Source organism: Citrobacter sp. Cy070 (assembly GCF_030332245.1).
GTDB classification, from domain to species: domain Bacteria; phylum Pseudomonadota; class Gammaproteobacteria; order Enterobacterales; family Enterobacteriaceae; genus Citrobacter; species Citrobacter youngae.
The window spans coordinates 225,134-248,177 of record NZ_JAOWIG010000051.1; the positions used below are offsets into that span (position 1 = coordinate 225,134).

Consider the following 23,044-nt stretch of genomic DNA (forward strand, 5'->3'; position numbering starts at 1 on the left):
CGCGTCGATGAGGATATTCGACGTTAAATATGTTAATAAAACGTTGCAATAATGTCCTGATTTTGAAGATAGCAGGTCTGACGGTTGAACCGCAGCGTTTCGTTGAGTTTTAACGAATTAAATGTTGAGGATATGATCGCGGTTACAAAATTGCCCTGAAACAGGGCAACGGACACTTCTTTGCACGCTAATGGAACGGCTCACGCCCCTTGCCAGCGGGTGAACAGATCCTGTGGAAGGGAAATATCGAACTGGTCAAGTACGCGGTTAACCGTTTGATTAATCACATCATCGAGCGTTTGCGGGCGATGATAGAACGCCGGAACAGGCGGCATAATTACTGCGCCAATTTCTGCCGCCTGGGTCATGAGGCGCAGATGCCCCAAATGCAGCGGCGTTTCGCGCACGCACAGCACCAGCGGGCGGCGTTCTTTCAACACCACATCTGCCGCACGGGTAAGCAGCCCATCGGTATAGCTGTGGACGATGCCGGAAAGCGTTTTAATGGAACACGGCAGGATAACCATTCCGGCGGTCTGAAAAGAGCCGGAAGAGATACTGGCGGCGATATCGCGCGTATCGTGAGTCACATTCGCCAGCGCCTGTACGTCACGCACGGTGAGGTCCGTTTCCAGCGCCAGCGTCTGCCGGGCAGCGGCACTCATCACCAGATGGGTTTCCACATCGGTAACGTCACGCAAAACCTGCAGCAGGCGCACGCCGTAAATTGCCCCGCTTGCGCCAGAAATACCAATGATGAGTCGTTTCATGTGTAATCGCCCTTACTTGCTCAGGGCCGACTTTGCAGGAAATTACGGTGAGTTGCAAGCAAGGGTGCAGGTTGCGCCCTTGCTTGCGAGCAAACATTAACCTTCGTTGTGCATCTCAAGGTTTTCCGCTTCGTTCTGACGCAAAATCGCTTTGGCGTCGTCATTACGCAGGGAGTCGAGGAAATCGAGATATTGCTGGTCGACGTCTTTGGTGACGTACACGCCGTTAAACACGGAACATTCAAACTGCTGAATATCCGGGTTCTCAGCACGGACGGCTTCAATCAGATCGTTCAGATCCTGGAAGATAAGACCATCTGCGCCAATTATCTGGCGAATCTCGTCCACTTCGCGACCATGAGCAATCAGCTCCGTCGCCGTAGGCATATCGATACCATAAACGTTCGGGAAGCGAATTTCCGGGGCAGCAGAGGCCAGATACACCTTCTTCGCTCCTGCCTCACGCGCCATCTCGATAATCTGTTCTGAGGTCGTACCGCGCACGATGGAGTCATCCACCAGCAACACGTTTTTATCACGGAATTCCGCACGGTTGGCGTTCAGTTTACGGCGCACGGATTTACGGCGCAGCTGCTGGCCTGGCATGATAAAGGTACGGCCCACGTAGCGGTTTTTCACAAAACCCTGACGGTACGGCTTACCGAGAATACGGGCAATTTCCAGCGCGATATCACAGGAGGTTTCCGGAATCGGGATCACCACGTCAATGTCCAGATCTTCCCATTCACGAGCAATTTTTTCGCCAAGCTTGGTACCCATGTTTACGCGGGCGCTGTAGACGGAAATCTTGTCGATAAAGGAGTCAGGACGTGCGAAGTAGACGTATTCAAACAGGCACGGATTGCTGACCGGGTTATCGGCACACTGGCGGGTAAACAACTGACCTTTTTCTGTGATATAAACCGCTTCGCCAGGGGCAACGTCGCGCAGGAATTCAAAGCCCAGCGTATCCAGCGCTACGCTCTCGGAGGCCACCATGTATTCGGTACGACCATCGCCGATATCACGTTTACCCAGCACCAGCGGGCGGATGCCGTTCGGATCGCGGAAAGCAACCATACCGTGGCCGATAATCATCGCCACGCAGGCATAGGCGCCGCGGATCTGGCGGTTGGTTGCGGCAATAGCAGCAAAAATATTGTCGGCTTCCAGCGGATAGTGGCGGAAATTATCCAGCTCGCTGGCGAAAATATTCAGCAGAATTTCAGAATCTGAAGTGGTATTGATGTGGCGGCGCTTTTCTTCAAACAGCTTTTTACGCAGCTCATGTGCGTTGGTCAGATTGCCATTGTGGGCAAGCGTGATGCCATACGGTGAGTTGACGTAGAAAGGTTGGGCCTCAGAGGCGCTGGAGCTGCCAGCCGTTGGGTAACGCACATGACCAATGCCCATGTTGCCCTGCAAACGCTGCATGTGGCGCGCTTCAAAAATGTCGCTCACCATTCCGTTCGCTTTACGCAAGCGGAAGCAGTTGTTGGCATCAATGGTGATGATGCCAGCGGCATCCTGGCCACGATGCTGGAGCACCGTTAACGCGTCATAAATCGACTGGTTTACCGGCATAACACCGGCGATACCGACAATACCGCACATACGTCTTTTCCTCGTTCAGCAACAACCCAAAGTTTATACTTTGGGCAAGAAACTTGACGAGCTTTGCAGATAGTCAAAGAACCATCTGATGATGAAACTGAACTGCGGGATCAGCTGCGACTTACTCCAGTCTTCACTTTTCGACAGACCGGTAAATGTATCGAGAAAGAACAAGATGGCGGCGACGATCAGCGCCCCTCTCAGAGCTCCGAAGCAAATCCCCAACACCCTGTCGGTACCCGACAGGCCTGTTTTCTCTACCAGCTGGCCTATCACAAAGTTAACGATAGCGCCGACGATAAGTGTCGCGATGAACAGTATCGCGATAGCAATCCCATTTCGAACCAGTTCGTCTTCAAAGCCCGTAAACCAGACAGACAGGTAAGTGTAGTAATGGCTGGCGACAAAGAAAGCACAACCCCAAGTCACCAACGATAATGCTTCACGAACAAAGCCACGGATCAGGCTAACCAGACAGGAAAAACCAATCACCGCGATAATGGCGTAATCAATCCAGACCATATGTGTCCCACGATTTTACGCCCTGTCGTCCTGTTCGGGGCGCATTCTAACAGAAAAAGAAAACGTTTGCGTAGGGATTTCCTTTCCACGCGTAAATAAAAATGGCGCTGAAAAAATCTTCAACGCCATACCGTTTTATGCCTCTTCGGGCACTGCCGGATAGCGGTAAAAACACCGTATCCGGCCTGAATCAGAGCTGCGCCGTAAACAGCGCAATCCCTTAATTAGGGGTGTACCCCATCACGACGCCACTCAGACCAGAGATCTTCTGCAGCTCGCCCAGCGAGTTTTTCAGCTTATCTTTGGAGGCGTCCGGCCCCACGAGAATGCGGGTTATTTTACCCTGCACCGGCGTTGACGGAGAAGTATATACCCGGAAGCCCGCGCCACGAAGTTTACCCACGATCTCATTGACCTTATCCGCATTTTTCAGCGCACCGAGCTGTACAACGTACGCTTTGCCGGTCGGCGCTGGCGGTTCCTCAGCAGCCGGTTTAGGCGCTGGGGCTGGCGCAGGAGCAGGCGTCGGAGCGACGGCAACAGGCTGCGGCTTCGGTTTGGGTTTCGGCTGCTCTACGGGCGCTGGGACAGGATCTAACTCCGCGCTGTTTGCCGTCGTCAAACGTGAAGGATCCAACGATGGCGCGGCAGCATCTCCCGCACGCACCTCTTCTGCCGCCCCTTCCGGCGGCTGGGTCGGCAGCGCCTGCGTTGCCGCTGGCATCATATCTGGTTCATCGCGATCGCCGGGTTTCGGCACCAGAGGGATCGCCGCAAACTCATCCTGATAATGTTTTTTCTGCCCGTCAAGCAGCCCAGGGAGCACAATCACCCCCAGCGCGACCAGCACAATTGTGCCGACTAATCGATTCTGAAACTTACTCGCCACCGCTTCTCCCCACGTCTATTACTTCCATGACATGTGCGACAGTGTGAAACGATCCACACACCAACACGGTATCTTCTGGCTTCGCCTCAGCCAGTGCCGCAGACCATGCCTGCGCCACGCTATCGTAGGCGTCGCCTTTGCCCAGGTGCTCCAGCAGTTGTTCTGCCGTTGCGCCACGCGGCCCTTCCAGGGGCGCACAGTACCAGACGTCAACCACGCTTTTTAACCAGGCTAACGTACCGGCAATATCTTTATCATGTAGCATACCGATAACCGCAAGTACACGCCCGCTTTTCACTAACTTTTTCAGACGTCCGGTCAGATACTCTGCCGCATGCGGGTTATGGGCAACATCGAAAATAACTCGCGGCGACTCGCTCACAATCTGGAAGCGTCCCGGCAAAATCGCGTGTTCGATGCCGTCACGAATGGCCTGCTCGCTAACGTTCAGCCCGCTTGCGCGCAGCGCGGCCAGTGCGGTAGCAGCGTTAGGTTGTGGAACCTGCGGCAACGGCAGATGCGCCAACGTTCCGTGAGCATCCGTAAATGACCAGTCGTCCTCGGTTACCGCATAGCGCCAGTCCACGCCGCAGCGTTGCAAAATTGCCCCGCACTCTTGCGCGACATCCGCGATGGTGTAAGGCATTTCAGGTTCGCCGACGATAGCCGGTTTCTCTGCACGGAAAATGCCCGCTTTCTCACGACCAATGCTTTCACGATCCGGACCCAGCCAGTCGGTATGATCAAGCGCAATACTGGTGATCACCGCCACATCAGCATCAACGATATTGGTGGCGTCAAGGCGCCCGCCCAGCCCCACTTCCAGAATAACGACATCCATCTGCGCCTGTTTAAACAGCCAGAGCGCCGATAACGTACCGTATTCAAAATAGGTCAGAGAAATGTCGCCACGCGCGTCTTCGATCTCAGCAAACGATGCGGTATGCGCTGACTCCGGCAGTTCACGCCCCTGCACGCGCACGCGCTCCGTGTAGCGCACCAAATGCGGCGAACTGTACACCCCGACTTTATAGCCTGCTGCGGTCAGCACCGATTCCAGCGTACGACAGGTCGTGCCTTTTCCGTTGGTTCCTGCCACCGTAAACACAAATGGCGCGGGTTTCAACACACCCAGTTTGCGCGCCACCTGGCTTACACGTTCAAGGCCAAGATCGATGGTTTTACTGTGCAGGTTTTCCAGATAAGAAAGCCACGACGCCAGGGGCGACGCGGCTTGAGGAATACGTTTATTGTCCATGATGCCTGTAATTTTATGACGTAGAGAAAAGCAAAAGGGCAGAGCCAGTGGCCCTACCCTTATCAGCTATCAGGCCTCTGATTCCTGATCGGGTACCGGAGGCACCACCTCGCCTTCACGCGGCTCATCCGGATTCGGCGCAGGAAGATTCATCAGCTTCGCCAGAATGCTTGCCAGTTTCAGGCGCATTTCCGGACGGCGGACAATCATATCGATAGCGCCTTTTTCAATCAGGAACTCGCTGCGCTGGAATCCCGGCGGCAGTTTCTCACGTACGGTTTGCTCGATAACACGCGGACCCGCGAAGCCGATCAGTGCTTTCGGTTCTGCAATGTTGAGATCGCCCAGCATCGCGAAGCTTGCGGAAACACCACCCATTGTTGGGTCGGTCAGTACAGAAATATACGGTAAACCGCGTTCCTGCATTTTCGCCAGCGCAGCAGAGGTTTTTGCCATCTGCATCAGAGACATCAGCGCTTCCTGCATACGCGCCCCGCCAGAAGCGGAGAAGCAGATCAGCGGACAGTTGTCTTCCAGTGCCTGCTCAACGGCACGGACAAAACGCGCGCCGACCACAGAGCCCATGGAGCCGCCCATAAACGCGAACTCGAATGCTGCAGCAACGACCGGCATACCATGCAGCGTGCCTTTCATCACCACCAGCGCATCTTTCTCGCCGGTTTCTTTTTGCGCAGAAGCCAGTCTGTCTTTGTATTTTTTGGAATCACGAAACTTCAGCACGTCTTTCGGCTCAAGCTCGCTACCCAGTTCCACAAGAGAACCTTCATCTAACAGGCTATGCAGGCGATTGCGCGCCGACATGCGCATATGATGGTCACACTTCGGACAGACCTCAAGATTACGTTCCAGCTCAGCACGGTATAAAACCTGACCGCAGCTATCACACTTGGTCCACACCCCTTCAGGAATGCTTGCCTTGCGGGTGGGAGTAATGTTGCTTTTAATTCGTTCAATCCAGCTCATTGGTGACCTTTCTGCCTGAACCCTAGTCAGCTTTGTTATAAGGGGCGCATAATGCCATTTTTGCCCCTAACAGACCATGAATGTTGCACATTAAAACATAACAGCCCGAAACTTTGGATAAAAAAGTGGTCGAACCGCTGAGTTACTTTCTATTTTGCCGCCCGTGACGCAGCACGCTTATGGCGAATCACTTCAATTACGCCCGGCAATACGGAAAGAACGATAATCGCCACAATCAGTAATTTCAGGTTTTCCTGAACGATCGGCAAATCGCCGAACAGGTAGCCTGCGTAGGTGAATAACAATACCCACAGCAGCGCGCCTACGACGTTATACATCGCAAAATGACGGTAGGACATGTGTCCCATCCCGGCAACAAACGGCGCAAATGTCCGTACGATAGGAACGAAACGCGCAAGAATAATGGTTTTACCGCCATGACGCTCATAGAACGCATGGGTTTTATCCAGATAGCTGCGGCGGAAAATTTTGGAATTTGGGTTACTGAACAGCTTCTCGCCAAACAATCGCCCGATGGTGTAGTTCACCGCATCGCCCACAATCGCCGCCACTATCATTAACGCCACCATCAGATGAACATTAAGATCGTTCGTTGGCAGCGCAGAAAGCGCACCAGCAACAAACAGCAGAGAATCGCCTGGCAGGAACGGCGTGACCACCAGTCCCGTTTCGCAGAACAGAATCAAAAACAGAATAGCGTATACCCAGATACCGTATTCCGCGACCAGCTCCGCCAGGTGCACATCAATGTGCAGGATAAAATCAATAAGAAAGTAAATCAGGTCCATAGTTATGCCTTTATACGACTCAAATTAGTCCGCCAGAAATAGCGGGCCCATAGGCGGTTTTGGCAGGTCGAACCGATCCGGGTAATCTACTGCAACCAGATACAGTCCTTCCGCTTTCGCCGTTGCCGCTGCCAGCGTTCTGTCCTTCGCCGCTAACAGTTCTGCTATCCAGCTCTCCGGCTGGTTGTGGGCACCTACTTCCATCAGGCTGCCGACAATATTCCTGACCATATGATGTACAAAGGCATTCGCTTTAATATCCACCACCACATACGCACCGAAACGTTCAACGTTAATGTGCATCACGTTACGCCACGGTGTGCGCGACTGACACTGCACCGCCCGAAACGAGGTAAAATCATTTTCGCCAATCAGACACTGGGCTGCACGATGCATACGCTCAGCATCCAGTGGCTCATAGTAATGGGTTACCCCTTTACCTAAAATCGCAGGACGCAACCGATGATTGTAGATGATGTAGCGATAACGGCGAGCCGTAGCGCTAAATCGGGCATGAAAATCATCGGGTACAGCTTTCACCCAGCGTACAGCGATGTCACCCGGTAAATTCGCATTTACCCCCAGTGTCCAGGCCGCATCTTTACGCTGTGCCGTCGTTTCAAAGTGAACAACCTGCCCTGTGCCATGAACGCCCGCATCCGTGCGTCCCGCACAAAAGACATTAATGCGTTCATTCGCCACCTGAGAGAGCGCTTTTTCCAGTTTTTCCTGAACGCTACGCACTTCGTTCTGGCGCTGCCAGCCATAATATTTGCTGCCATCGTACTCAATGCCCAGCGCAATTTTATGGGTTGACGGCTTTTGCTGGTCAGACATTAGTACAGGTACTCCTGCACCAGTTTTTCCGCAATTTTCACCGCCATCAACGCCCCGCCAAAGCGAACGTTGTCTGCCACAGACCAGAACTGAACTTGCTCGGGCATGCCGTAATCGTTATGCACGCAGCCAATGGAAAGGTGCGGAGTACCTGACGCGTCGCCAACCTGAGTCGGGAAATCGGTCTCTTCTGACAGAACAATATCTTCACCACGAGAAAAGGCATCACGCGCCTCTTCTGCGGCCAGCGGGCGCAGCGCTTCAAAATTCACCATCTGCGCATGACCGTAGAACACGGGTGACTGCACGATGCTGGCTGAAATTAACAGGCCGTCATCCTGCATAATCTTGCGCACTTCATCAACAATACGACGCTCTTCCCGCACGCTACCTTCGCGATCGGGCAGCAGCGGCAGCATATTGAACGCCAGCTGACGACCAAAGAAATCATCTTCGTCAATCGGGATGCCGTTAAGCAATTTCGCGCTTTGTCCGGCCAGTGCGTCTACGGCTTTTTTACCGTGAGCGGAAGCCGAGATAATGTTGGTTACCGTAATACGTGAGAGGCCACCGTCATCAATCAATGGTTTCAGCGCAGACAGCAGTTGGCTGGTCAGGCTGTTAGGCACCGCAATCACATTGCGGTTACGGTAATCCGCCAGCACGAACGGGTTAACGTCCGGAACCACCAGCGGAACGTCTGGCTCAAGCGCGAACAGACCGCTGCTGTCGATCACCAGGCAACCGGCATTGGTTGCTTCTTCAGCCCATGCCGCGGTGGCTTCAGTGCCCGCAACAAAAAATGCCAGCTGTGCCTGCGTCCAGTCAAAGTCTGCAACGTCCTGCACTATGACCGATTTACCGTTAAAACGCAGATGCTCACCGGCGCTTTCATTACGCGCCAGCGCATAGATTTCACCGACCGGGAACTGGCGTTCAGCCAGCGTATCGAGCAGGGCTTCGCCTACGGCGCCCGTTGCGCCCAGAATGGCAATATTCCAGCCTTCAGACATGGTGATTTACTCCAAGAAATACGTAAGCGTCCCTGTCGCATTATTCGACAGGGAGCATTAAGAAGACATTAATGTGCCGGATGATGAACGGCGTTAAAACCCAGCTTACACAGCAGGGCAGCAGCGGCTGCGTCGTCACACATCACATATAAAGACGACCATTCACGGCGCTCAAGATAATTCTTGCGCAGTTTATCAAATTCACCCGGAATTCCAGCGACTTTGCGCAGTGGCGCATCGTCGCGGCGCACATCATACACTAAATGAACCAACCTTTTCAGCGTTGGCTGATCTAACGGGCCATGCAGGGTGATACGACCAAATTCCGGTGCGGGTAACAGGGTACTGAGCGCAACGTGCTGCTCGTGACCAATAAACTTACTATAGGCCTCAAAGACCTGCGTTGTCCCACGCGCTTTTCCTTCGAGGGTATAGCCAGCAATGTGCGCCGTGCCAATATCGGCTTTCTCCAGCAATGCCACGCTGAGATCCGGCTCTCCTTCCCAGACATCCAGCACAACGCTCAGCGGCTGCCCGGCGTTGAGTCGGTTCAGTAAGGCGGAATTATCCACGACCGGTCCGCGGCAGGCATTAATCAGAATGGTGCCCGGTTTCAGACGGCTAATCAGCGCCTCATCCGCCAGATGCAGCGTTTTGTAGGGTCCATCTTTGAACAGCGGCGTATGGAAAGTCAGCACATCAGCTTGCTCTACCAGTTCGTCCAGCGAGCGGAAATCGCCCTCGTCGCCCCGATCGGCACGCGGTGGATCACACAGCAAGGTGCGGATACCCAGCGCTTCCAGGCGCGCCTGCAAACGCCCGCCCACGTTGCCCACGCCCACAATACCCACGGTACGATCGCGTAAAGCGAAGCCATCACGCTCCGCCAGCATCAACAATGCTGAAAAAACATATTCTACGACCGCAATCGCATTACAGCCAGGCGCGGCGGAAAAACCGATCCCCGCCTGTGCAAGCCAGGCGTCATCCACATGGTCTGTACCAGCGGTTGCCGTACCGACAAATTTAACCGGTTTTCCGCCAAGCAGTGATTCATTTACTTTCGTCACCGAGCGCACCATTAAAGCATCCGCATCATCCAGTTCAGCAACGGGAATCGGACGACCGGGAACCGCTTTGACCTCCCCCAAACGACTGAACAGTTCGCGGGCATAGGGCATATTTTCATCAACGAGGATTTTCACGTCTTTCGCACCTGTTTGAGAACGAGAGTTAACCGGGCAAGTGTGCCATAATCTCGCCGCCAGGCATACTGCGAGACCTGGTCAGCACAGATTTAAGGAACAGAGATGATGCAGCCCATTTCAGGTACGCCCGCACGCCCTCCCGGCGAAGGCCAAAATGCCCCTTCCGCTGCGGGTGAACAACCGTTATCCACGCAACAACGTACCGTACTGGAACGACTGATTACCCGTTTGATTTCGCTTACCCAACAGCAAAGCGCTGAGGTGTGGGCTGGAATGAAGCACGATTTGGGCGTTAAAAACGATACACCGCTGCAGTCACGTCACTTCCCCGCAGCAGAACAAAACCTGAATCAGCGTCTGGGGGTTGCTCAGCAGAATCATGCTAACCGTCAGGTTCTGTCGCAGCTCACTGAATTACTGAGTCAGGGAAATAATCGCCAGGCGGTGAGTGATTTCATCCGTCAACAGTACGGGCAGACAGCGCTCAGCCAGCTCACGCCAGAGCAGTTGAAGAACGTGCTCGCGCTGTTGCAGCAGGGGCAGCTTTCAATTCCGCAGCCACAACAGCGGCCGGCAACCGATCGCCCTTTATTACCCGCCGAGCACAATACGCTGAACCAGTTGGTCACTAAGCTGGCGGCCGCCACGGGAGAGTCGGGGAAAATGATCTGGCAGTCGATGCTGGAGCTGTCTGGCGTAAAAAGCGGTGAGCTGATCCCCGCCAAACAATTTACGCATCTGGTGACCTGGTTACAGGCGCGCCAGACGCTCAGCCAGCAAAATGCGCCGACGCTGCAAACGTTACAGGCGGCGCTAAAACTGCCGCTGGAGCCAAATGAGCTAACGGCAATAAAAGAGTACGCACAGCAGACGTATCAGATCCAACCACAATCGATTCTGACCACGGTGCAGGTGCTGGACTTGCTCAATCAAATCTTCCTGCGCCGCGTGGAACGTGACCGGGAGCAGGAATTAAACGATCCGCGTCATCTTCAACCCATTTTCAGCCCGTTCGCACCAGTGATTGAAACGGTAAAAACACTGTCGGCACGACCGGGGCTGATGTTTGTTGCATTGATGATTGCGTTAGCCATTTTCTGGCTGGTCGCTTAACCTTTACGCAGCGTAAGCAACGTTACAATAATCCCCACCACAGCGGATATCGCCCCGGCAAGGAACACTGAGGAATAACCGTACGCAGTGGCCAGAACCCCGGCAACCGGACCGCTTATGCCGTAGGAGATATCCTGAAACGCGGCGTAACCGCCCAGCGCCGTACCACGAACCTGGGCAGGCACTCGCTTCACCACCTCGACGCCCAAGGCCGGGAAGATAAGCGAACACCCGGCCCCGGTTAATGCCGCTCCCAGCAGTGCAACCCAGGCTGTTGGGGCCTGCCACAGCAGAATCAGTCCAGCGGTTTCCACCAGCAAAGAGACAACGGCAACCTTCACGCCGCCGAACCGGTCCGGCATCCAGCCAAACAGAATACGCATCAGCACAAACGCCCCGCCAAATGCGGTCAGGGTGAAACCCGCCATCGTCCAGCCGTTGCTGACAAAATAGAGCGAAATAAAGGTACCGATTACCGCAAAACCCACGCCCTGCAGCGCCAGGCCCAGACCCGGTTTCCAGATAAGCCCTACCACACTCCATAACGAAGGACGCTCTCCTGCATGTGCAGGTACTTTGCGCACGGTGCCATTGAATGCCCATGCCAGCAGCGGTAATACCATCGTGGTTCCTGCCAGCGCCGCAAAGCCAAAGTGGCTGTGGATCAACAGGCCCAGCGGCGCACCGGCGGCCAGCGCGCCGTAAATCGCCATTCCGTTCCATGACATCACCTTACCGGAACGCGTTGGCCCAACCAGCCCCAGCCCCCAGGTCAGCGTTCCGGTAAGCAACTGGCTTTCGCCAAAACCGAGGATCAAACGACCGACGATTAGCAACGCAAATTTTACGGGAACAGAAACAGGCAATAGCGCGGCTAACAGCCACGCCGCGCCCGCCAGCGCACAGGCAAACATCCCCTGTAGCGCCGAACGTTTAGCACCATATTGATCGGCTAAGCGCCCGGCGTAGCCGCGCGTTAATACCGTTGCCAGAAACTGTACGCCAACGGCGATACCGACCATGGTGTTGCCATAGCCCAGCTCCTGGTGCACAAACAGAGGAATGACGGGCAAAGGTAAACCGACCGTCATATAGGTCAGGAAAACCGCAAAAGCGATACGAAACAGCGAAAAATTCGCCGAAGGTGTTTTTTCTTGTTGGGTTACAGCTGTCATGCGTTACTCCAAAATGCAGAGTAAGGCGAGGAATGTCCACGCCCCCTCTACCTGACTATCAGGATTAAGGTGCGTTGGATAACGTTAAACGCTTACGCATTATCAAGAGGATAATGTTGAAGCTGGAGTCTGCCTGCGAGTGGCCCTGGCTGTCAACTGTGAAAGCATAGCAGTGCGTTTCAAAGCGATGACTTCTCTACGAACAAAAAGGGAAATACCGCTTCAACGCCTTTCGTTCTGAACCGCCCGGTTACCTGTTCACGCTGCTGCGGCGTCAGGAGCAGGAACATCATATCCCAAATCTCTTTGGGTCCTGCTTCCTGCACGATGTTGCAATCTGGTGCTTCTGTTTTCTCATTTTCATTCAGATACGAGCGTACATACAGTGGGAACACAGAAATATGAAATTCCTCGGCCTTAGATTTCGCTCGCTTGCGCTTAACGCCCTCTTTCCCTTCACTGTAGGTATTTAAGCGCAGGCGTACAGCGGGTGCGCTTCCAGGAAACCCCGGTAATTCAAGACACTCCTTGACCGTGAACCACTCTTTTACCATCAGTTTCTTTCCTTTCTGCTGATGAAATAAAAATATTTTTTCTTTTTCGCGAAATTTCAAATTAATTCTGGCAATATTCCTACGACAAAAAGAAAGTAACGTTCTTTTGTCTTTCTAATTTATAACCTGAAAAATATCGGTGCCGATAACACATCTTCTTAGGATTACAGAATGGAACAAAAAAGCCAAGACTGGCATCGTGCAGATATTAAAAGTGCACTGGAAAAAAGAGGTATTACACTCAGAGAGTTGTCACGTTCGGCAGGTTTATCTCCTGACTCGCTGCGTAATGTATTTACCCGCAACTGGCCCCGAGCAGAACAGATCATCGCACAGGCGCTGGAAACCACGCCGGACGTGATTTGGCCGTCACGTTATCTCTCAAAATCAGCAAAAAAAGCCGTTACAAAGAATAATCATCAATTATAAATATATCTTCAAGAATTTACCCAGCAAATTGATTAATATCTCAATTAAATATATTTATGATATTAATAGCACTATCGGCTATTCCCATCAGATTAAATCCTGTTAAAGCAATACACGAACTTATTACATATTTCATTAACAGGAGTCATGATGAGCTGGAATAAAACAACAGCAGTTAATTACGCTAAATCACACGCGAGTTCACATTCTCAAGGACGCTGCGCGGAATTTACCCGCAAAGCCATTCAGGCAGGAGGTATCACTCTTGGGCATACTTATCATGCTAAAGATTATGGCCCCATGCTAAAAGGTGCCGGTTTCAGCCCTATCGGCACATTTGAACAACCCAGGGAAGGTGATGTCGTCATCATTCAGCCTTATGAAGGAGGAAACCCAAGCGGGCATATGGCGATATTTGACGGTCAGGCGTGGTACTCCGATTTTAGACAACGCGATATGTGGGCCGGACCTGGCTATCGGGCGGCAAAACCGTCATACACTATTTACAGGAAGCAGTAATGAAAGCATTCTCGTTGATTGCTCTGGTGCTGTTACTTTGCGGCTGCTCTACACCGCGCCACGATAGCTCCCGGGATGTAAAACAATTCTATCTCGCGTGGATGTCCGCCTACACACAAGAGCGGGATACATCCGCACTCATGCAACGCTATGTGGCGAAAGACGTTATCAATCGTCTGGCGCTGATTGACGGCCTTTATGAGCAGGAAATTCTGGACTCGGACTACTTTATGTACGTACAGGATTACGACCCGGAGTGGATCCCGCTGTTACGGGTTGGACCGGCTCAACCTTTTCTCGGTGGCGAAAAGGTGGAAGTACAATTAGGTGGGCCGACAGGTGAAGTCCCCATGCTGTTGGAGGTATATACGCGTTGGGAAGACAGGCGCTGGAAAATTTACCGCGTTCGCGATATTAGCGATCGTTATGAACAGCCCATCTACAGTACCGGGAATATTACCCGTGCGAAAGCTTGGTCTGCGGAGATCGCACCGGAGTACGAAAAGATGAATAAGTAAAAAAGGGAGCCTGACGGCTCCCTTTCGTGTACTGCATTAGCCGAGACTTATGCTTTCAGCTTACGCATAACCAGCGTGGCGTTGGTGCCGCCAAAACCGAAGCTGTTAGACATAACAGTCGTCAACGCTTGCTCGGTCGGTTTAGTCACGATGTTCAGACCTGCAGCCTGCTCGTCCAGCTCTTCAATGTTGATGCTCGGCGCGATAAAACCGTGTTCCAGCATCAGCAGAGAGTAGATAGCTTCCTGAACGCCAGCCGCACCCAGTGAGTGACCGGTCATGGCTTTGGTTGCAGAAATGGCCGGGCTGTTATCGCCAAAGACTTCGCGGATTGCGCCCAGTTCCTTCACGTCGCCTACCGGAGTAGAAGTACCGTGGGAGTTCAGGTAGTCGATCGGCGTGTCTACGCCGTGCATCGCCATCTGCATGCAACGTACTGCGCCTTCGCCAGACGGAGCAACCATGTCTGCGCCATCGGACGTTGCGCCGTAACCGACGATTTCCGCATAGATGTGCGCGCCACGGGCCAGAGCGTGTTCCAGCTCTTCGACCACCACCATACCGCCGCCGCCTGCGATAACAAAACCGTCACGGTGTGCATCATAAGTACGGGAAGCTTGAGACGGGTTGTCGTTATATTTGGTAGACAGCGCGCCCATTGCGTCGAACTCGCATGCCATTTCCCAGCACAACTCTTCGCCGCCGCCAGCAAAAACGATGTCCTGCTTGCCCAACTGAATTTGTTCAACAGCGTTGCCGATACAGTGTGCAGAAGTTGCACAGGCAGAGCTGATGGAGTAGTTGACGCCGTGGATTTTGAACGGTGTCGCGAGGCAGGCAGAAACGCCGGATGCCATCGCTTTGGTGACCACATACGGGCCAACCGCTTTCAGACCACGCGGGCTACGCATTGCGTCAGCGCCGAATACCTGAAAACGCGGGGAGCCGCCGCCGGAACCTGCAATCAGGCCAACGCGCGGATTGTTCTGGTAATCTTCTGCAGCCAGGCCGGCATCAGCCACTGCCTGCTCCATAGAAAGGAAAGCATAGATGGATGCGTCGCTCATAAAGCGCACTACTTTGCGGTCAATGAGGCCAGTGGTATCCAGTTTTACGTTGCCCCAAACGTGGCTACGCATGCCGGAGTCCTTCAGCTCCTGAGAGAAAGTGATCCCTGAACGTCCTTCACGCAGAGATGCCAGGACTTCCTGCTGGTTATTACCGATGCTGGAAACGATGCCCAAGCCAGTAATCACTGCACGTTTCATTCAATACCTCTGTAAGTCGCACTATTTTAAAGTTTCGAGTGGCACAATAGCGTACACTTGTACGCCGAACAAGTCCGATCAGCCATTTTGTGTGGAAATTTGCGCAGCCAGGCACTCCTCGTTAAGATCGGGGCACAGCCTGTCAGACGAGTAACTTACGTGAAACAATACGCTATACAACCTGCCAACCTTGAATTCAACGCTGAGGGTACACCTGTTTCCCGAGATTTTGACGATGTCTATTTTTCCAATGATAACGGGCTGGAAGAGACACGTTACGTCTTCCTTGGCGGCAACCACCTCGCCGAACGTTTTCCTGTGCACCCACGCCCGGTGTTCGTGGTGGCAGAAAGTGGCTTTGGTACCGGGCTAAACTTCCTCACGCTCTGGCAGGCATTCGCCACCTTTCGCAACGCACACCCTGACGCTACCCTGGAAAGATTACATTTCATCAGTTTTGAAAAATTTCCGCTGACGCGTGAGGATCTGACACTAGCGCATCAGCGCTGGCCGGAACTGGCGTCGTGGGCAGAGCAACTCCAGGCACAGTGGCCACTGCCGCTGGCGGGTTGCCATCGTCTAGTGCTTGATGAGGGGCGGGTTACTCTGGATCTGTGGTTCGGCGACATCAACGAACTCACCAGTAAGCTGGACGAGTCTCTGAACCAACAGGTTGATGCCTGGTTCCTGGACGGCTTCGCCCCAGCCAAAAATCCGGATATGTGGACGCCAACACTCTTTAACGCCATGGCCAGACTGGCCCGACCAGGCGGTACGCTGGCGACCTTCACTTCGGCTGGTTTTGTACGCCGGGGATTGCAGGAAGCCGGATTTACGATGCAAAAATGCAAAGGTTTTGGTCGCAAACGTGAAATGCTCTGTGGCGTAATGGAACAAACTCAGGCGCTGCCTTCCTCAGCCCCCTGGTTTGCACGTACGGGAACTGAGAAGCGCGAAGCCGCCATTATTGGCGGCGGTATTGCCAGCGCATTGCTGTCTCTGGCGCTACTGCGTAGAGGCTGGCAGGTCACACTCTATTGCGCGGACGATAAGCCTGCGCAGGGCGCATCCGGTAATCGCCAGGGCGCGCTCTATCCGTTACTCAGCAAGCATGACGCGGCTATTAATCTCTTTTTCCCCACCGCGTTTACCTTCGCCCGTCGACTGTATGACACCCTCCCCGTTGAGTTCGCGCATGACTGGTGCGGCGTAACACAACTCGCATGGGACGAAAAAAGCCAGCAAAAAATCGCCCAGATGTTGTCCCTTGAACTGCCCGAAGCGCTCGCCGTCGGCGTGGACGCCGATCAAATTTTGCAAACAACAGGCGTAGTGACCGAATGTGATGGCATCCAGTACCCCGCCGGAGGATGGCTGTGTCCGGCACAGTTAACCGCCGCCGTATTCGACTATGCCACAACGCTGGGATTACGCACCCGTTATCAACACACGTTGACCTCTCTGACACGCCAGGCGGCAGGCTGGCAACTGCAGTTTTCCGGCGGTGAAATCGCCACTCACGCAGCCGTCGTTCTGGCTAACGGTCATCGCATAAGCCGTGTTGAGCAGACGCAAGCTCTGCCGGTGTATTCCGTTGGCGGTCAGGTGAGTCATATTCCCACCACCCCTGCGCTTTCAGCACTGCGTCAGGTACTGTGCTATGACGGCTACCTCACGCCGCACAACCCGCAAAATCAGCAGCACTGCATTGGCGCCAGTTATCATCGCGGAAGTGAAGAAACGGTGTATCGTGCTGACGATCAGCAGCAAAACCGTCAGCGCTTAATAGATTGTTTCCCGAATGCCGCGTGGGCAAAAGAAGTAGACGTTAGTGGCAATGCCGCACGTTGTGGAGTGCGCTGCGCCACGCGCGATCACATGCCGATGGTCGGTAATGTGCCGGACTATAACGCCACACTCAGCCAGTACGCCACGCTTGCCGAAGACAAAGAGCATGCTTTAAGCGCACCGATATACCCGGATTTGTTCATGTTTGGCGCGCTGGGGTCACGTGGGTTATGTTCTGCCCCGCTATGTGCAGAAATTCTGGCCGCGCAAATGAGTGATGAACCTGTTCCCATGGATGCCAGCACCCTGGCGGCGCTGAATCCGAATCGTCTGTGGGTCAGGAAGTTATTGAGGGGAAAAGCGGTGAAATAAAACTCACCATTGCCTGATGGCGCTACGCTTATCAGGCCTACAACCCCGTCCACGTAGGCCGGATAAGACGCCTCAGTGTCGCCATCCGGCACACGCTACTGCAATTATTGTTTTGTCGCCTTCTGGAACAAGGTGTCCCACATTTCCTTCACTAACGCCTGGTCACGCGGCGAGAGTTCGCCTGCGCTGATGGCTTTTTCCAGACTGCTGGTCACATTGGCGTACAATGCCTCAGCCGAATGGTCCTCGCCAGCATCCAGCTCAGCAACGGCCAGCGTCAGGTGTCCACGCAAATAACCACTGGCAAACAACTCATCATCGCTGGCGTGCTCTACCATATCGTCGATTAATGCCAGAATGCGTGATTCAAACTCCGCGATCATCTTCTTTCCTCATTGTAAACGTGGCAGCGGCGTCAGTTGAGCGCTTCGGGCCACGGGAATTGTTCCGCCTTAAGTTCAGGCGTGTGATAATAATTCTGTAACGCGTTAATGAAACGCGCCGGGCGTTCAGGGATCCCCTTGTCCAGATACTCCATCACCTGAGCATGAACACGGCGCTGGAATACCACGCGATCCGGTTCAAAGTCCCCTTCCAGGTTGTCGCAACTGACGTTAAACGGGTAGCCCGCCGCCATGCAAAACAGCCAGTCAAACGCCTGCGGCTTCACTTCTACATCTTCAAACTGGCATTGCGTCTTCGCGTCGCGTCCGTCCGGACAGTACCAGTAACCGAAGTCGACCAGTTCACGACGCGCCTTTCCCGCAATACACCAGTGTGAAATTTCGTGTAACGCACTGGCGTAATAGCCATGCGCAAAAACGATACGGTGATACGGTAATTCCGCATCCGCAGGAAGATAGATCGGTTCGTCGTCGCCTTTAATCAGACGGGTATTAAATTCATCGGCAAAGCAGCCGTTAAAAATCTCAATTAACTGTTCGTAGTGATGGGTATTATTCATTAGTTCATCCCCAGCCAGTGGAGAATCTCCTGTCCATGATTATCATAAAGTAGCTTGGCGCTCATCACGGCGGAGACAATAACGATCATTGGCCGAATGAGTTTTTGTCCTTTGCTGAGTACCAGCCGTGAGCCCATCCGTGCCCCAATAAACTGGCCAATAAGCATCACAAATCCGGTCGCCCAAATCACTTTACCGCCGAGGGCAAACAACAGCAGCCCACCGATATTCGATGTGGCATTTAATACTTTGGCGTGGGCCGTCGATTTCGCCAGGTTGTAGCCGCACAGCATGACAAAGGCCAGCGCGTAGAACGACCCCGCCGCCGGGCCAAAAAAGCCATCGTAAAAACCGACGCAGCCTCCGGCCACCAGCGCGAAAGGCAGCCCGTGCAATCGACGCTGCCGGTCCTCTTCCCCTACTTTCGGCATTAACAGAAAGTAAAGGCCAATACAGATAACCAGAACCGGCAGGATCTGGCGCAAAATGTCTGACTGCACATGCTGAACCAGCAGCGCGCCGCTCATTGAGCCGATAAAGGTCATGAAGATATTGAGCTTCTGATCTGCCAGGTTAACCACTCCCCGGCGAATGAAATAGAGGGAGGAAGAGATAGATCCCCCGCAGGCCTGCAATTTATTGGTGGCCAGAGCTTGCGCAGGTGGCATCCCGGCCGCCATCAATGCCGGGATGGTGAGTAAACCACCGCCTCCGGCCAGAGAATCAATAAAACCTGCCAGCATCGCCACAAAAAAAAGCACACCTAACAGCAGTGGCGTCACCATAAACAGAGAGGAAAAATGATCCATTAGAGTACATGCTCGTCCAGTAGCGCCTGGCAGGAAGGCGGCAACGGCGGCGGTGTCTTCTTCTCAGGCTTGGTGGTTCCAGGTTTCGGAGGTTCGAACCAGCTTTGCAGCTCCGCGCCGCAGCCGTCACCCGGTGGCGGTAACGGTTGATCTTCGCACTCAAGGCTGTCGGCAGGGCAACGTAACCGGACGTGCATATGCGCACGGTGCTGGAACCATGGCCGCACTTTACGCAACCAGTCCCTGTCGGTCCCTGCATCCAGACAAAGTTGTTGCTTAATCGCCGGATTCACGAAAATACGCGTTACTTCATTATCTTTTGCAGCCAGCCTTACCAGGCTGAAAATCTCCGGCTTCCACAGGGACGGTACAACACGTTTACCATCCTGCGAGACCAGATCTAACGCCTGTGGCCGCAGCAGTTGTGACTGGGTCCAGCGCGTTTTCGGCAGTTGCAGGAAAATATCCACATCCAGCCCGGTCTGGTGACTGGCATGACCGCCATTAAATCGCCCACCGGCCGGCATGCCCATATCACCGATTAACACCGTGCCCAGCCCCTGACTATTAGCCTGATTACTCAGACGCTGGATAAACCTCACCAGATCCGGATGGCCAAAGTAACGACGCTGATCGGTGCGCATTACCTGATAGTGTTCTGACTGTACAGGCAGCGTCTCTGCGCCAACTATACAGCCATTGGAAAACGCGCCGATAGACTGCGCGCTGCCTGCAACCGGATGGGTAATTTTCTGCCAGGGCGTCGCCGCCAGACAGGCGGTACTGGCAAACAGAGCCAGCGCCGCAAGTGCCGTTTTTTTCATTTTTACCAGCGTGGAATATCGGTCTTCACATCCGCATTTTGCGCCCGCTGACGCAGCAAGTGATCCATCAACACGATCGCCAGCATTGCTTCAGCGATCGGCACTGCGCGGATCCCAACGCACGGATCGTGACGACCTTTAGTGATCATATCGACTTCTTCACCAAAGCGATTAATGGTACGCCCTGGTACGGTAATACTGGACGTCGGTTTCAGCGCCATATGGGCAATAATTTGTTGCCCGCTGCTGATCCCGCCCAAAATGCCGCCCGCATGGTTGCTCTGAAAACCGTCTTTGGTGATTTCATCGCGGTTCTGACTGCCGCGCAGCGCTACAACGTCAAATCCGTCGCCAATCTCAACGCCCTTAACGGCATTAATGCTCATCAGCGCATGGGCTATGTCGGCATCCAGACGGTCGAATACAGGTTCGCCGAGACCCGCAGGTACGCCGCTTGCAACAACGGTTACTTTCGCCCCGATGGAGTCGCCCTCTTTCTTCAGCCCGCGCATCAGTTCATCCAGCGCTTCAATTTTATCCGGGTCCGGGCAAAAGAAGGGATTCAATTCGACCTGAGACCAGTCTTTGATCTCCAGCGGAATATCACCCATCTGCGTCAGGCAACCGCGAATCTCAACGCCGAACTTTTCCGCCAGATATTTTTTGGCAATCGCGCCAGCCGCAACGCGCATCGCCGTTTCACGTGCGGATGAACGTCCGCCGCCACGGTAATCGCGCAGGCCATATTTCTGCTCATAGGTATAGTCGGCGTGTCCTGGACGGAAAACATCCTTGATCGCGCCATAATCCTGTGAACGTTGATCGGTATTTTCGATTAGCAGGCCAATGCTGGTGCCGGTAGTAACGCCCTCGAATACGCCGGAGAGGATTTTCACCTGATCCGGCTCACGGCGCTGCGTAGTGTAACGCGAAGTGCCAGGACGACGTCTGTCGAGATCGTGCTGCAGGTCAGCTTCTGTCAGAGAAATGCCCGGCGGAACACCATCGACAATACAACCGAGCGCCAGCCCGTGTGATTCGCCGAAGGTGGTTACGCGAAAGAGTTGCCCAATTGTATTTCCTGCCATCACGGCTCCGTTATGCGTGTTGTGTATGTGCGCGTGTATTTAGTCTTTGTAAATGCTGAAGTGCTCACGAGCGGCGATCAACTGCTCTTTGGTCAGCATGAATACGCCGTCACCGCCGTTATCGAACTCCAGCCAGGTGAACGGTACATCCGGATATTGCTCTATCAGATGTACCATGCTGTTTCCGACTTCACAAATCAGAATACCGTTATCTGACAGGTAGTCCGGGGCGTTACCCAGAATGCGGCGGGTAAGTTTCAGCCCATCGCTACCGGAGGCCAGGCCCAGCTCAGGCTCATGGCGATATTCGTTTGGCAGATCGGACATATCTTCTGCATCGACATACGGCGGATTGGTCACTATCAGGTCATACTGGACTTTCAGCAGATCGCGGAACAGATCGGAGCGGATCGGCGTAACATGATGGATCAGGCCGTGCTCTTCAATGTTGTGCTCGGTCACCGCCAGCGCATCAGTGGAAATGTCCACCGCATCGACTTCGGCTTCCGGGAAGGCATACGCGCAGGCAATGGCAATACAGCCGCTGCCGGTACACATATCGAGGATATGCTGCGGCTGCTCATTAATCAGGCCCGCAAAGCGGTTATTGATAAGCTCGCCGATCGGTGAACGTGGAACCAGCACGCGTTCATCAACATAAAATTCATGCCCGCAGAACCAGGCTTTGTTGGTCAGATAAGCCACCGGAATACGCTCGTTGACGCGGCGAATCACGCGTTCAACAATTCGATGGCGTTCGCTGGAAGTCAGACGCGCAGTGCGCATATCTTCTGGGATATCCAGCGGCAAATAAAGCGACGGCAGCACCAGTTGTACGGCCTCGTCCCATGGGTTATCCGTGCCGTGGCCATACCAGATATTCGCCGCGCTAAAACGGCTGACCGCCCAACGCAACATGTCCTGAATGGTATGCAGTTCACTCACGGCTTCATCGACGAAAATTTTATCCACGTATTTCTCCAGGGCATGCTCGTATTAATTTCGGCGGCTAGTTTGCCACGAAGACGGCGATAAATCAGCATTCACGCGGAGCCTGAGCGCGAAAATTGCGTTTTAAGCGATCGGATGCCCGCCGAGTCGGGTTAAACTAACGGAAAATAAAAGATGAGACGCTCGAATGAAAAAGAAAACATCGCTCAGCGAGGAGGATCAGACGCTGTTTCGCCAGCTGATGACCGGCACGCGTAAAATTAAACAGGACACTATTGTTCACCGACCGCCACGTAAAAAAATCACCGAGGTTCCGGTTAAAAAGCTGCTGCAGGAACAGGCGGATGCCAGCCACTATTTCTCGGACGAATTTCAGCCGCTACTGAATACGGACGGCCCGGTAAGATACCTGCGTGCCGACGTCAGCCATTTCGAACTGAAGAAAATGCGCCGTGGCGATTACTCCCCGGAGCTGTTTCTCGATCTGCACGGGCTGACCCAGCAGCAGGCCAAACAGGAGTTAGGCGCGCTGATTGCCGCCTGTCGTCGTGAGCATGTGTTTTGCGCCTGCGTGATGCACGGCCACGGGAAGCATATTCTTAAGCAGCAAACGCCGCTCTGGCTGGCACAACATCCGCATGTGATGGCCTTTCATCAGGCGCCGAAAGAGTACGGTGGTGACGCCGCGCTGCTGGTGCTGATTGAAGTGGAAGAGTGGCTGCCGCCCGAACTTCCCTGATGCAGAAAACAGAAAGAGCCGCATTTGCG

General features: G+C 53.8%; 25 protein-coding genes. 6 read left to right on the top strand and 19 right to left on the bottom strand.

All coding sequences use genetic code 11. The features are described from left to right. Positions 1-200: 200 nt before the first annotated feature. The 10 genes from OGY19_RS07150 to pdxB form a co-directional block, all read right to left on the bottom strand. The gene (locus OGY19_RS07150) at positions 201-770 is read right to left on the bottom strand and encodes a UbiX family flavin prenyltransferase (RefSeq protein ID WP_115601723.1); all 570 of its coding nucleotides are present in this window, start codon (positions 768-770) and stop codon (positions 201-203) included. Between the two features lie 96 nt (positions 771-866). After that, complete coding sequence (gene purF / locus OGY19_RS07155; RefSeq protein ID WP_005129677.1) at positions 867-2,384, bottom strand: amidophosphoribosyltransferase; 1,518 nt, start codon at positions 2,382-2,384, stop codon at positions 867-869. Positions 2,385-2,417: 33 nt separating this feature from the next. Further along, complete coding sequence (cvpA, locus tag OGY19_RS07160) at positions 2,418-2,906, bottom strand: colicin V production protein (protein WP_005129678.1); 489 nt, start codon at positions 2,904-2,906, stop codon at positions 2,418-2,420. A 220-nt stretch (positions 2,907-3,126) separates the two neighbouring features. Continuing rightward, positions 3,127-3,795 carry a cell division protein DedD gene (gene dedD, locus OGY19_RS07165; protein ID WP_061068227.1) on the bottom strand — a complete coding sequence of 223 codons (669 nt, stop codon included), beginning with the start codon at positions 3,793-3,795 and terminating at the stop codon, positions 3,127-3,129. After that, positions 3,785-5,053, bottom strand: a complete 1,269-nt coding sequence (gene folC / locus OGY19_RS07170) for a bifunctional tetrahydrofolate synthase/dihydrofolate synthase (protein ID WP_048211055.1) — start codon at positions 5,051-5,053, stop codon at positions 3,785-3,787. The genes dedD and folC overlap by 11 nt, the downstream gene beginning before the upstream one ends. Before the next feature lie 69 nt (positions 5,054-5,122). Next, positions 5,123-6,037 (bottom strand): acetyl-CoA carboxylase, carboxyltransferase subunit beta, encoded by a 915-nt coding sequence (gene accD / locus OGY19_RS07175; protein ID WP_115601722.1) that lies wholly within the window; start codon positions 6,035-6,037, stop codon positions 5,123-5,125. A 149-nt stretch (positions 6,038-6,186) separates the two neighbouring features. Beyond that, positions 6,187-6,846 (bottom strand): DedA family protein, encoded by a 660-nt coding sequence (locus tag OGY19_RS07180; RefSeq protein WP_003028140.1) that lies wholly within the window; start codon positions 6,844-6,846, stop codon positions 6,187-6,189. A gap of 24 nt (positions 6,847-6,870) precedes the next feature. After that, positions 6,871-7,683 carry a tRNA pseudouridine(38-40) synthase TruA gene (gene truA, locus OGY19_RS07185; protein ID WP_115601721.1) on the bottom strand — a complete coding sequence of 271 codons (813 nt, stop codon included), beginning with the start codon at positions 7,681-7,683 and terminating at the stop codon, positions 6,871-6,873. Next, complete coding sequence (locus OGY19_RS07190) at positions 7,683-8,696, bottom strand: aspartate-semialdehyde dehydrogenase (protein ID WP_048211052.1); 1,014 nt, start codon at positions 8,694-8,696, stop codon at positions 7,683-7,685. Before OGY19_RS07190 ends, truA begins: the two co-directional genes overlap by 1 nt. 68 nt (positions 8,697-8,764) lie before the next feature. Further along, positions 8,765-9,901, bottom strand: coding sequence for a 4-phosphoerythronate dehydrogenase PdxB (pdxB, locus tag OGY19_RS07195; RefSeq protein WP_115601720.1), 1,137 nt, complete (start codon positions 9,899-9,901; stop codon positions 8,765-8,767). 108 nt (positions 9,902-10,009) lie between these two features. Here pdxB and flk point away from each other — a divergent pair, with 108 nt between their 5' ends. Beyond that, entirely contained in the window at positions 10,010-11,017 is a 1,008-nt protein-coding gene (flk, locus tag OGY19_RS07200; RefSeq protein ID WP_061068844.1) for a flagella biosynthesis regulator Flk, read from the top strand. Here flk and OGY19_RS07205 read toward each other — a convergent pair. After that, on the bottom strand, positions 11,014-12,192 hold the full coding sequence (locus tag OGY19_RS07205; protein ID WP_115601719.1) for an MFS transporter: 1,179 nt from the start codon (positions 12,190-12,192) through the stop codon (positions 11,014-11,016). The genes flk and OGY19_RS07205 overlap by 4 nt on opposite strands. A gap of 179 nt (positions 12,193-12,371) precedes the next feature. Continuing rightward, a complete protein-coding gene (locus OGY19_RS07210) occupies positions 12,372-12,746 on the bottom strand; it encodes a hypothetical protein (RefSeq protein ID WP_048212552.1) in 375 nt (124 codons plus the stop codon). Between the two features lie 171 nt (positions 12,747-12,917). Between OGY19_RS07210 and OGY19_RS07215 the strand changes: the two genes are divergently transcribed. The 3 genes from OGY19_RS07215 to OGY19_RS07225 all read left to right on the top strand — a co-directional run bounded on the left by OGY19_RS07215 (position 12,918) and on the right by OGY19_RS07225 (position 14,212). After that, positions 12,918-13,175 (top strand): helix-turn-helix domain-containing protein, encoded by a 258-nt coding sequence (locus OGY19_RS07215; protein WP_115601718.1) that lies wholly within the window; start codon positions 12,918-12,920, stop codon positions 13,173-13,175. A 150-nt stretch (positions 13,176-13,325) separates the two neighbouring features. After that, positions 13,326-13,694, top strand: a complete 369-nt coding sequence (locus tag OGY19_RS07220; RefSeq protein WP_115601717.1) for a hypothetical protein — start codon at positions 13,326-13,328, stop codon at positions 13,692-13,694. Further along, positions 13,694-14,212: a YqhG/Tai3 family protein gene (locus tag OGY19_RS07225; RefSeq protein ID WP_115601716.1), complete on the top strand. Its 519-nt coding sequence runs from the start codon at positions 13,694-13,696 to the stop codon at positions 14,210-14,212. Before OGY19_RS07220 ends, OGY19_RS07225 begins: the two co-directional genes overlap by 1 nt. A gap of 47 nt (positions 14,213-14,259) precedes the next feature. On the opposite strand, the gene fabB is transcribed toward OGY19_RS07225, so the two are convergent. Then, on the bottom strand, positions 14,260-15,480 hold the full coding sequence (fabB, locus tag OGY19_RS07230; protein ID WP_005129715.1) for a beta-ketoacyl-ACP synthase I: 1,221 nt from the start codon (positions 15,478-15,480) through the stop codon (positions 14,260-14,262). A gap of 159 nt (positions 15,481-15,639) precedes the next feature. On the opposite strand from fabB, the gene mnmC reads away from it, so the two are divergent. After that, positions 15,640-17,640, top strand: a complete 2,001-nt coding sequence (mnmC, locus tag OGY19_RS07235) for a bifunctional tRNA (5-methylaminomethyl-2-thiouridine)(34)-methyltransferase MnmC2/FAD-dependent 5-carboxymethylaminomethyl-2-thiouridine(34) oxidoreductase MnmC1 (RefSeq protein WP_186336732.1) — start codon at positions 15,640-15,642, stop codon at positions 17,638-17,640. A 104-nt stretch (positions 17,641-17,744) separates the two neighbouring features. Here the strand turns inward: mnmC and OGY19_RS07240 are convergent, their stop codons facing one another. Genes OGY19_RS07240 through prmB form a run of 6 tightly spaced genes read right to left on the bottom strand, consistent with a single transcriptional unit; the run spans position 17,745 to position 22,297 of the window. Beyond that, positions 17,745-18,023, bottom strand: coding sequence for a YfcL family protein (locus tag OGY19_RS07240; protein ID WP_079939927.1), 279 nt, complete (start codon positions 18,021-18,023; stop codon positions 17,745-17,747). Positions 18,024-18,055: 32 nt separating this feature from the next. Next, a complete protein-coding gene (locus OGY19_RS07245; RefSeq protein ID WP_005129723.1) occupies positions 18,056-18,604 on the bottom strand; it encodes an elongation factor P hydroxylase in 549 nt (182 codons plus the stop codon). Continuing rightward, complete coding sequence (locus tag OGY19_RS07250; RefSeq protein WP_115601714.1) at positions 18,604-19,413, bottom strand: sulfite exporter TauE/SafE family protein; 810 nt, start codon at positions 19,411-19,413, stop codon at positions 18,604-18,606. Before OGY19_RS07250 ends, OGY19_RS07245 begins: the two co-directional genes overlap by 1 nt. Further along, positions 19,413-20,237 (bottom strand): penicillin-insensitive murein endopeptidase, encoded by an 825-nt coding sequence (gene mepA, locus OGY19_RS07255; protein WP_061068236.1) that lies wholly within the window; start codon positions 20,235-20,237, stop codon positions 19,413-19,415. The genes OGY19_RS07250 and mepA overlap by 1 nt, the downstream gene beginning before the upstream one ends. Positions 20,238-20,239: 2 nt before the next feature. Beyond that, entirely contained in the window at positions 20,240-21,325 is a 1,086-nt protein-coding gene (gene aroC / locus OGY19_RS07260; RefSeq protein WP_048211043.1) for a chorismate synthase, read from the bottom strand. A gap of 39 nt (positions 21,326-21,364) precedes the next feature. Further along, positions 21,365-22,297: a 50S ribosomal protein L3 N(5)-glutamine methyltransferase gene (prmB, locus tag OGY19_RS07265; RefSeq protein WP_043017082.1), complete on the bottom strand. Its 933-nt coding sequence runs from the start codon at positions 22,295-22,297 to the stop codon at positions 21,365-21,367. A 166-nt stretch (positions 22,298-22,463) separates the two neighbouring features. Between prmB and smrB the strand changes: the two genes are divergently transcribed. Then, positions 22,464-23,015, top strand: a complete 552-nt coding sequence (gene smrB / locus OGY19_RS07270; protein WP_048211042.1) for an endonuclease SmrB — start codon at positions 22,464-22,466, stop codon at positions 23,013-23,015. The last annotated feature ends 29 nt before the right edge of the window (positions 23,016-23,044 follow it).

Coding starts and splice junctions, on each gene's coding strand:
- fabB (WP_005129715.1), bottom strand. CDS start 15,480: ATGAAACGTGCAGTGATTACTGGCTTGGGCATCGTTTCCAGCATCGGT.
- OGY19_RS07205 (WP_115601719.1), bottom strand. CDS start 12,192: ATGACAGCTGTAACCCAACAAGAAAAAACACCTTCGGCGAATTTTTCG.
- OGY19_RS07245 (WP_005129723.1), bottom strand. CDS start 18,604: ATGAATAATACCCATCACTACGAACAGTTAATTGAGATTTTTAACGGC.
- purF (WP_005129677.1), bottom strand. CDS start 2,384: ATGTGCGGTATTGTCGGTATCGCCGGTGTTATGCCGGTAAACCAGTCG.
- OGY19_RS07215 (WP_115601718.1), top strand. CDS start 12,918: ATGGAACAAAAAAGCCAAGACTGGCATCGTGCAGATATTAAAAGTGCA.
- smrB (WP_048211042.1), top strand. CDS start 22,464: ATGAAAAAGAAAACATCGCTCAGCGAGGAGGATCAGACGCTGTTTCGC.
- folC (WP_048211055.1), bottom strand. CDS start 5,053: ATGGACAATAAACGTATTCCTCAAGCCGCGTCGCCCCTGGCGTCGTGG.
- cvpA (WP_005129678.1), bottom strand. CDS start 2,906: ATGGTCTGGATTGATTACGCCATTATCGCGGTGATTGGTTTTTCCTGT.
- OGY19_RS07240 (WP_079939927.1), bottom strand. CDS start 18,023: ATGATCGCGGAGTTTGAATCACGCATTCTGGCATTAATCGACGATATG.
- OGY19_RS07210 (WP_048212552.1), bottom strand. CDS start 12,746: ATGGTAAAAGAGTGGTTCACGGTCAAGGAGTGTCTTGAATTACCGGGG.
- OGY19_RS07180 (WP_003028140.1), bottom strand. CDS start 6,846: ATGGACCTGATTTACTTTCTTATTGATTTTATCCTGCACATTGATGTG.
- aroC (WP_048211043.1), bottom strand. CDS start 21,325: ATGGCAGGAAATACAATTGGGCAACTCTTTCGCGTAACCACCTTCGGC.
- OGY19_RS07220 (WP_115601717.1), top strand. CDS start 13,326: ATGAGCTGGAATAAAACAACAGCAGTTAATTACGCTAAATCACACGCG.
- mepA (WP_061068236.1), bottom strand. CDS start 20,237: ATGAAAAAAACGGCACTTGCGGCGCTGGCTCTGTTTGCCAGTACCGCC.
- OGY19_RS07250 (WP_115601714.1), bottom strand. CDS start 19,413: ATGGATCATTTTTCCTCTCTGTTTATGGTGACGCCACTGCTGTTAGGT.
- OGY19_RS07225 (WP_115601716.1), top strand. CDS start 13,694: ATGAAAGCATTCTCGTTGATTGCTCTGGTGCTGTTACTTTGCGGCTGC.
- OGY19_RS07150 (WP_115601723.1), bottom strand. CDS start 770: ATGAAACGACTCATCATTGGTATTTCTGGCGCAAGCGGGGCAATTTAC.
- OGY19_RS07190 (WP_048211052.1), bottom strand. CDS start 8,696: ATGTCTGAAGGCTGGAATATTGCCATTCTGGGCGCAACGGGCGCCGTA.
- flk (WP_061068844.1), top strand. CDS start 10,010: ATGCAGCCCATTTCAGGTACGCCCGCACGCCCTCCCGGCGAAGGCCAA.
- accD (WP_115601722.1), bottom strand. CDS start 6,037: ATGAGCTGGATTGAACGAATTAAAAGCAACATTACTCCCACCCGCAAG.
- truA (WP_115601721.1), bottom strand. CDS start 7,683: ATGTCTGACCAGCAAAAGCCGTCAACCCATAAAATTGCGCTGGGCATT.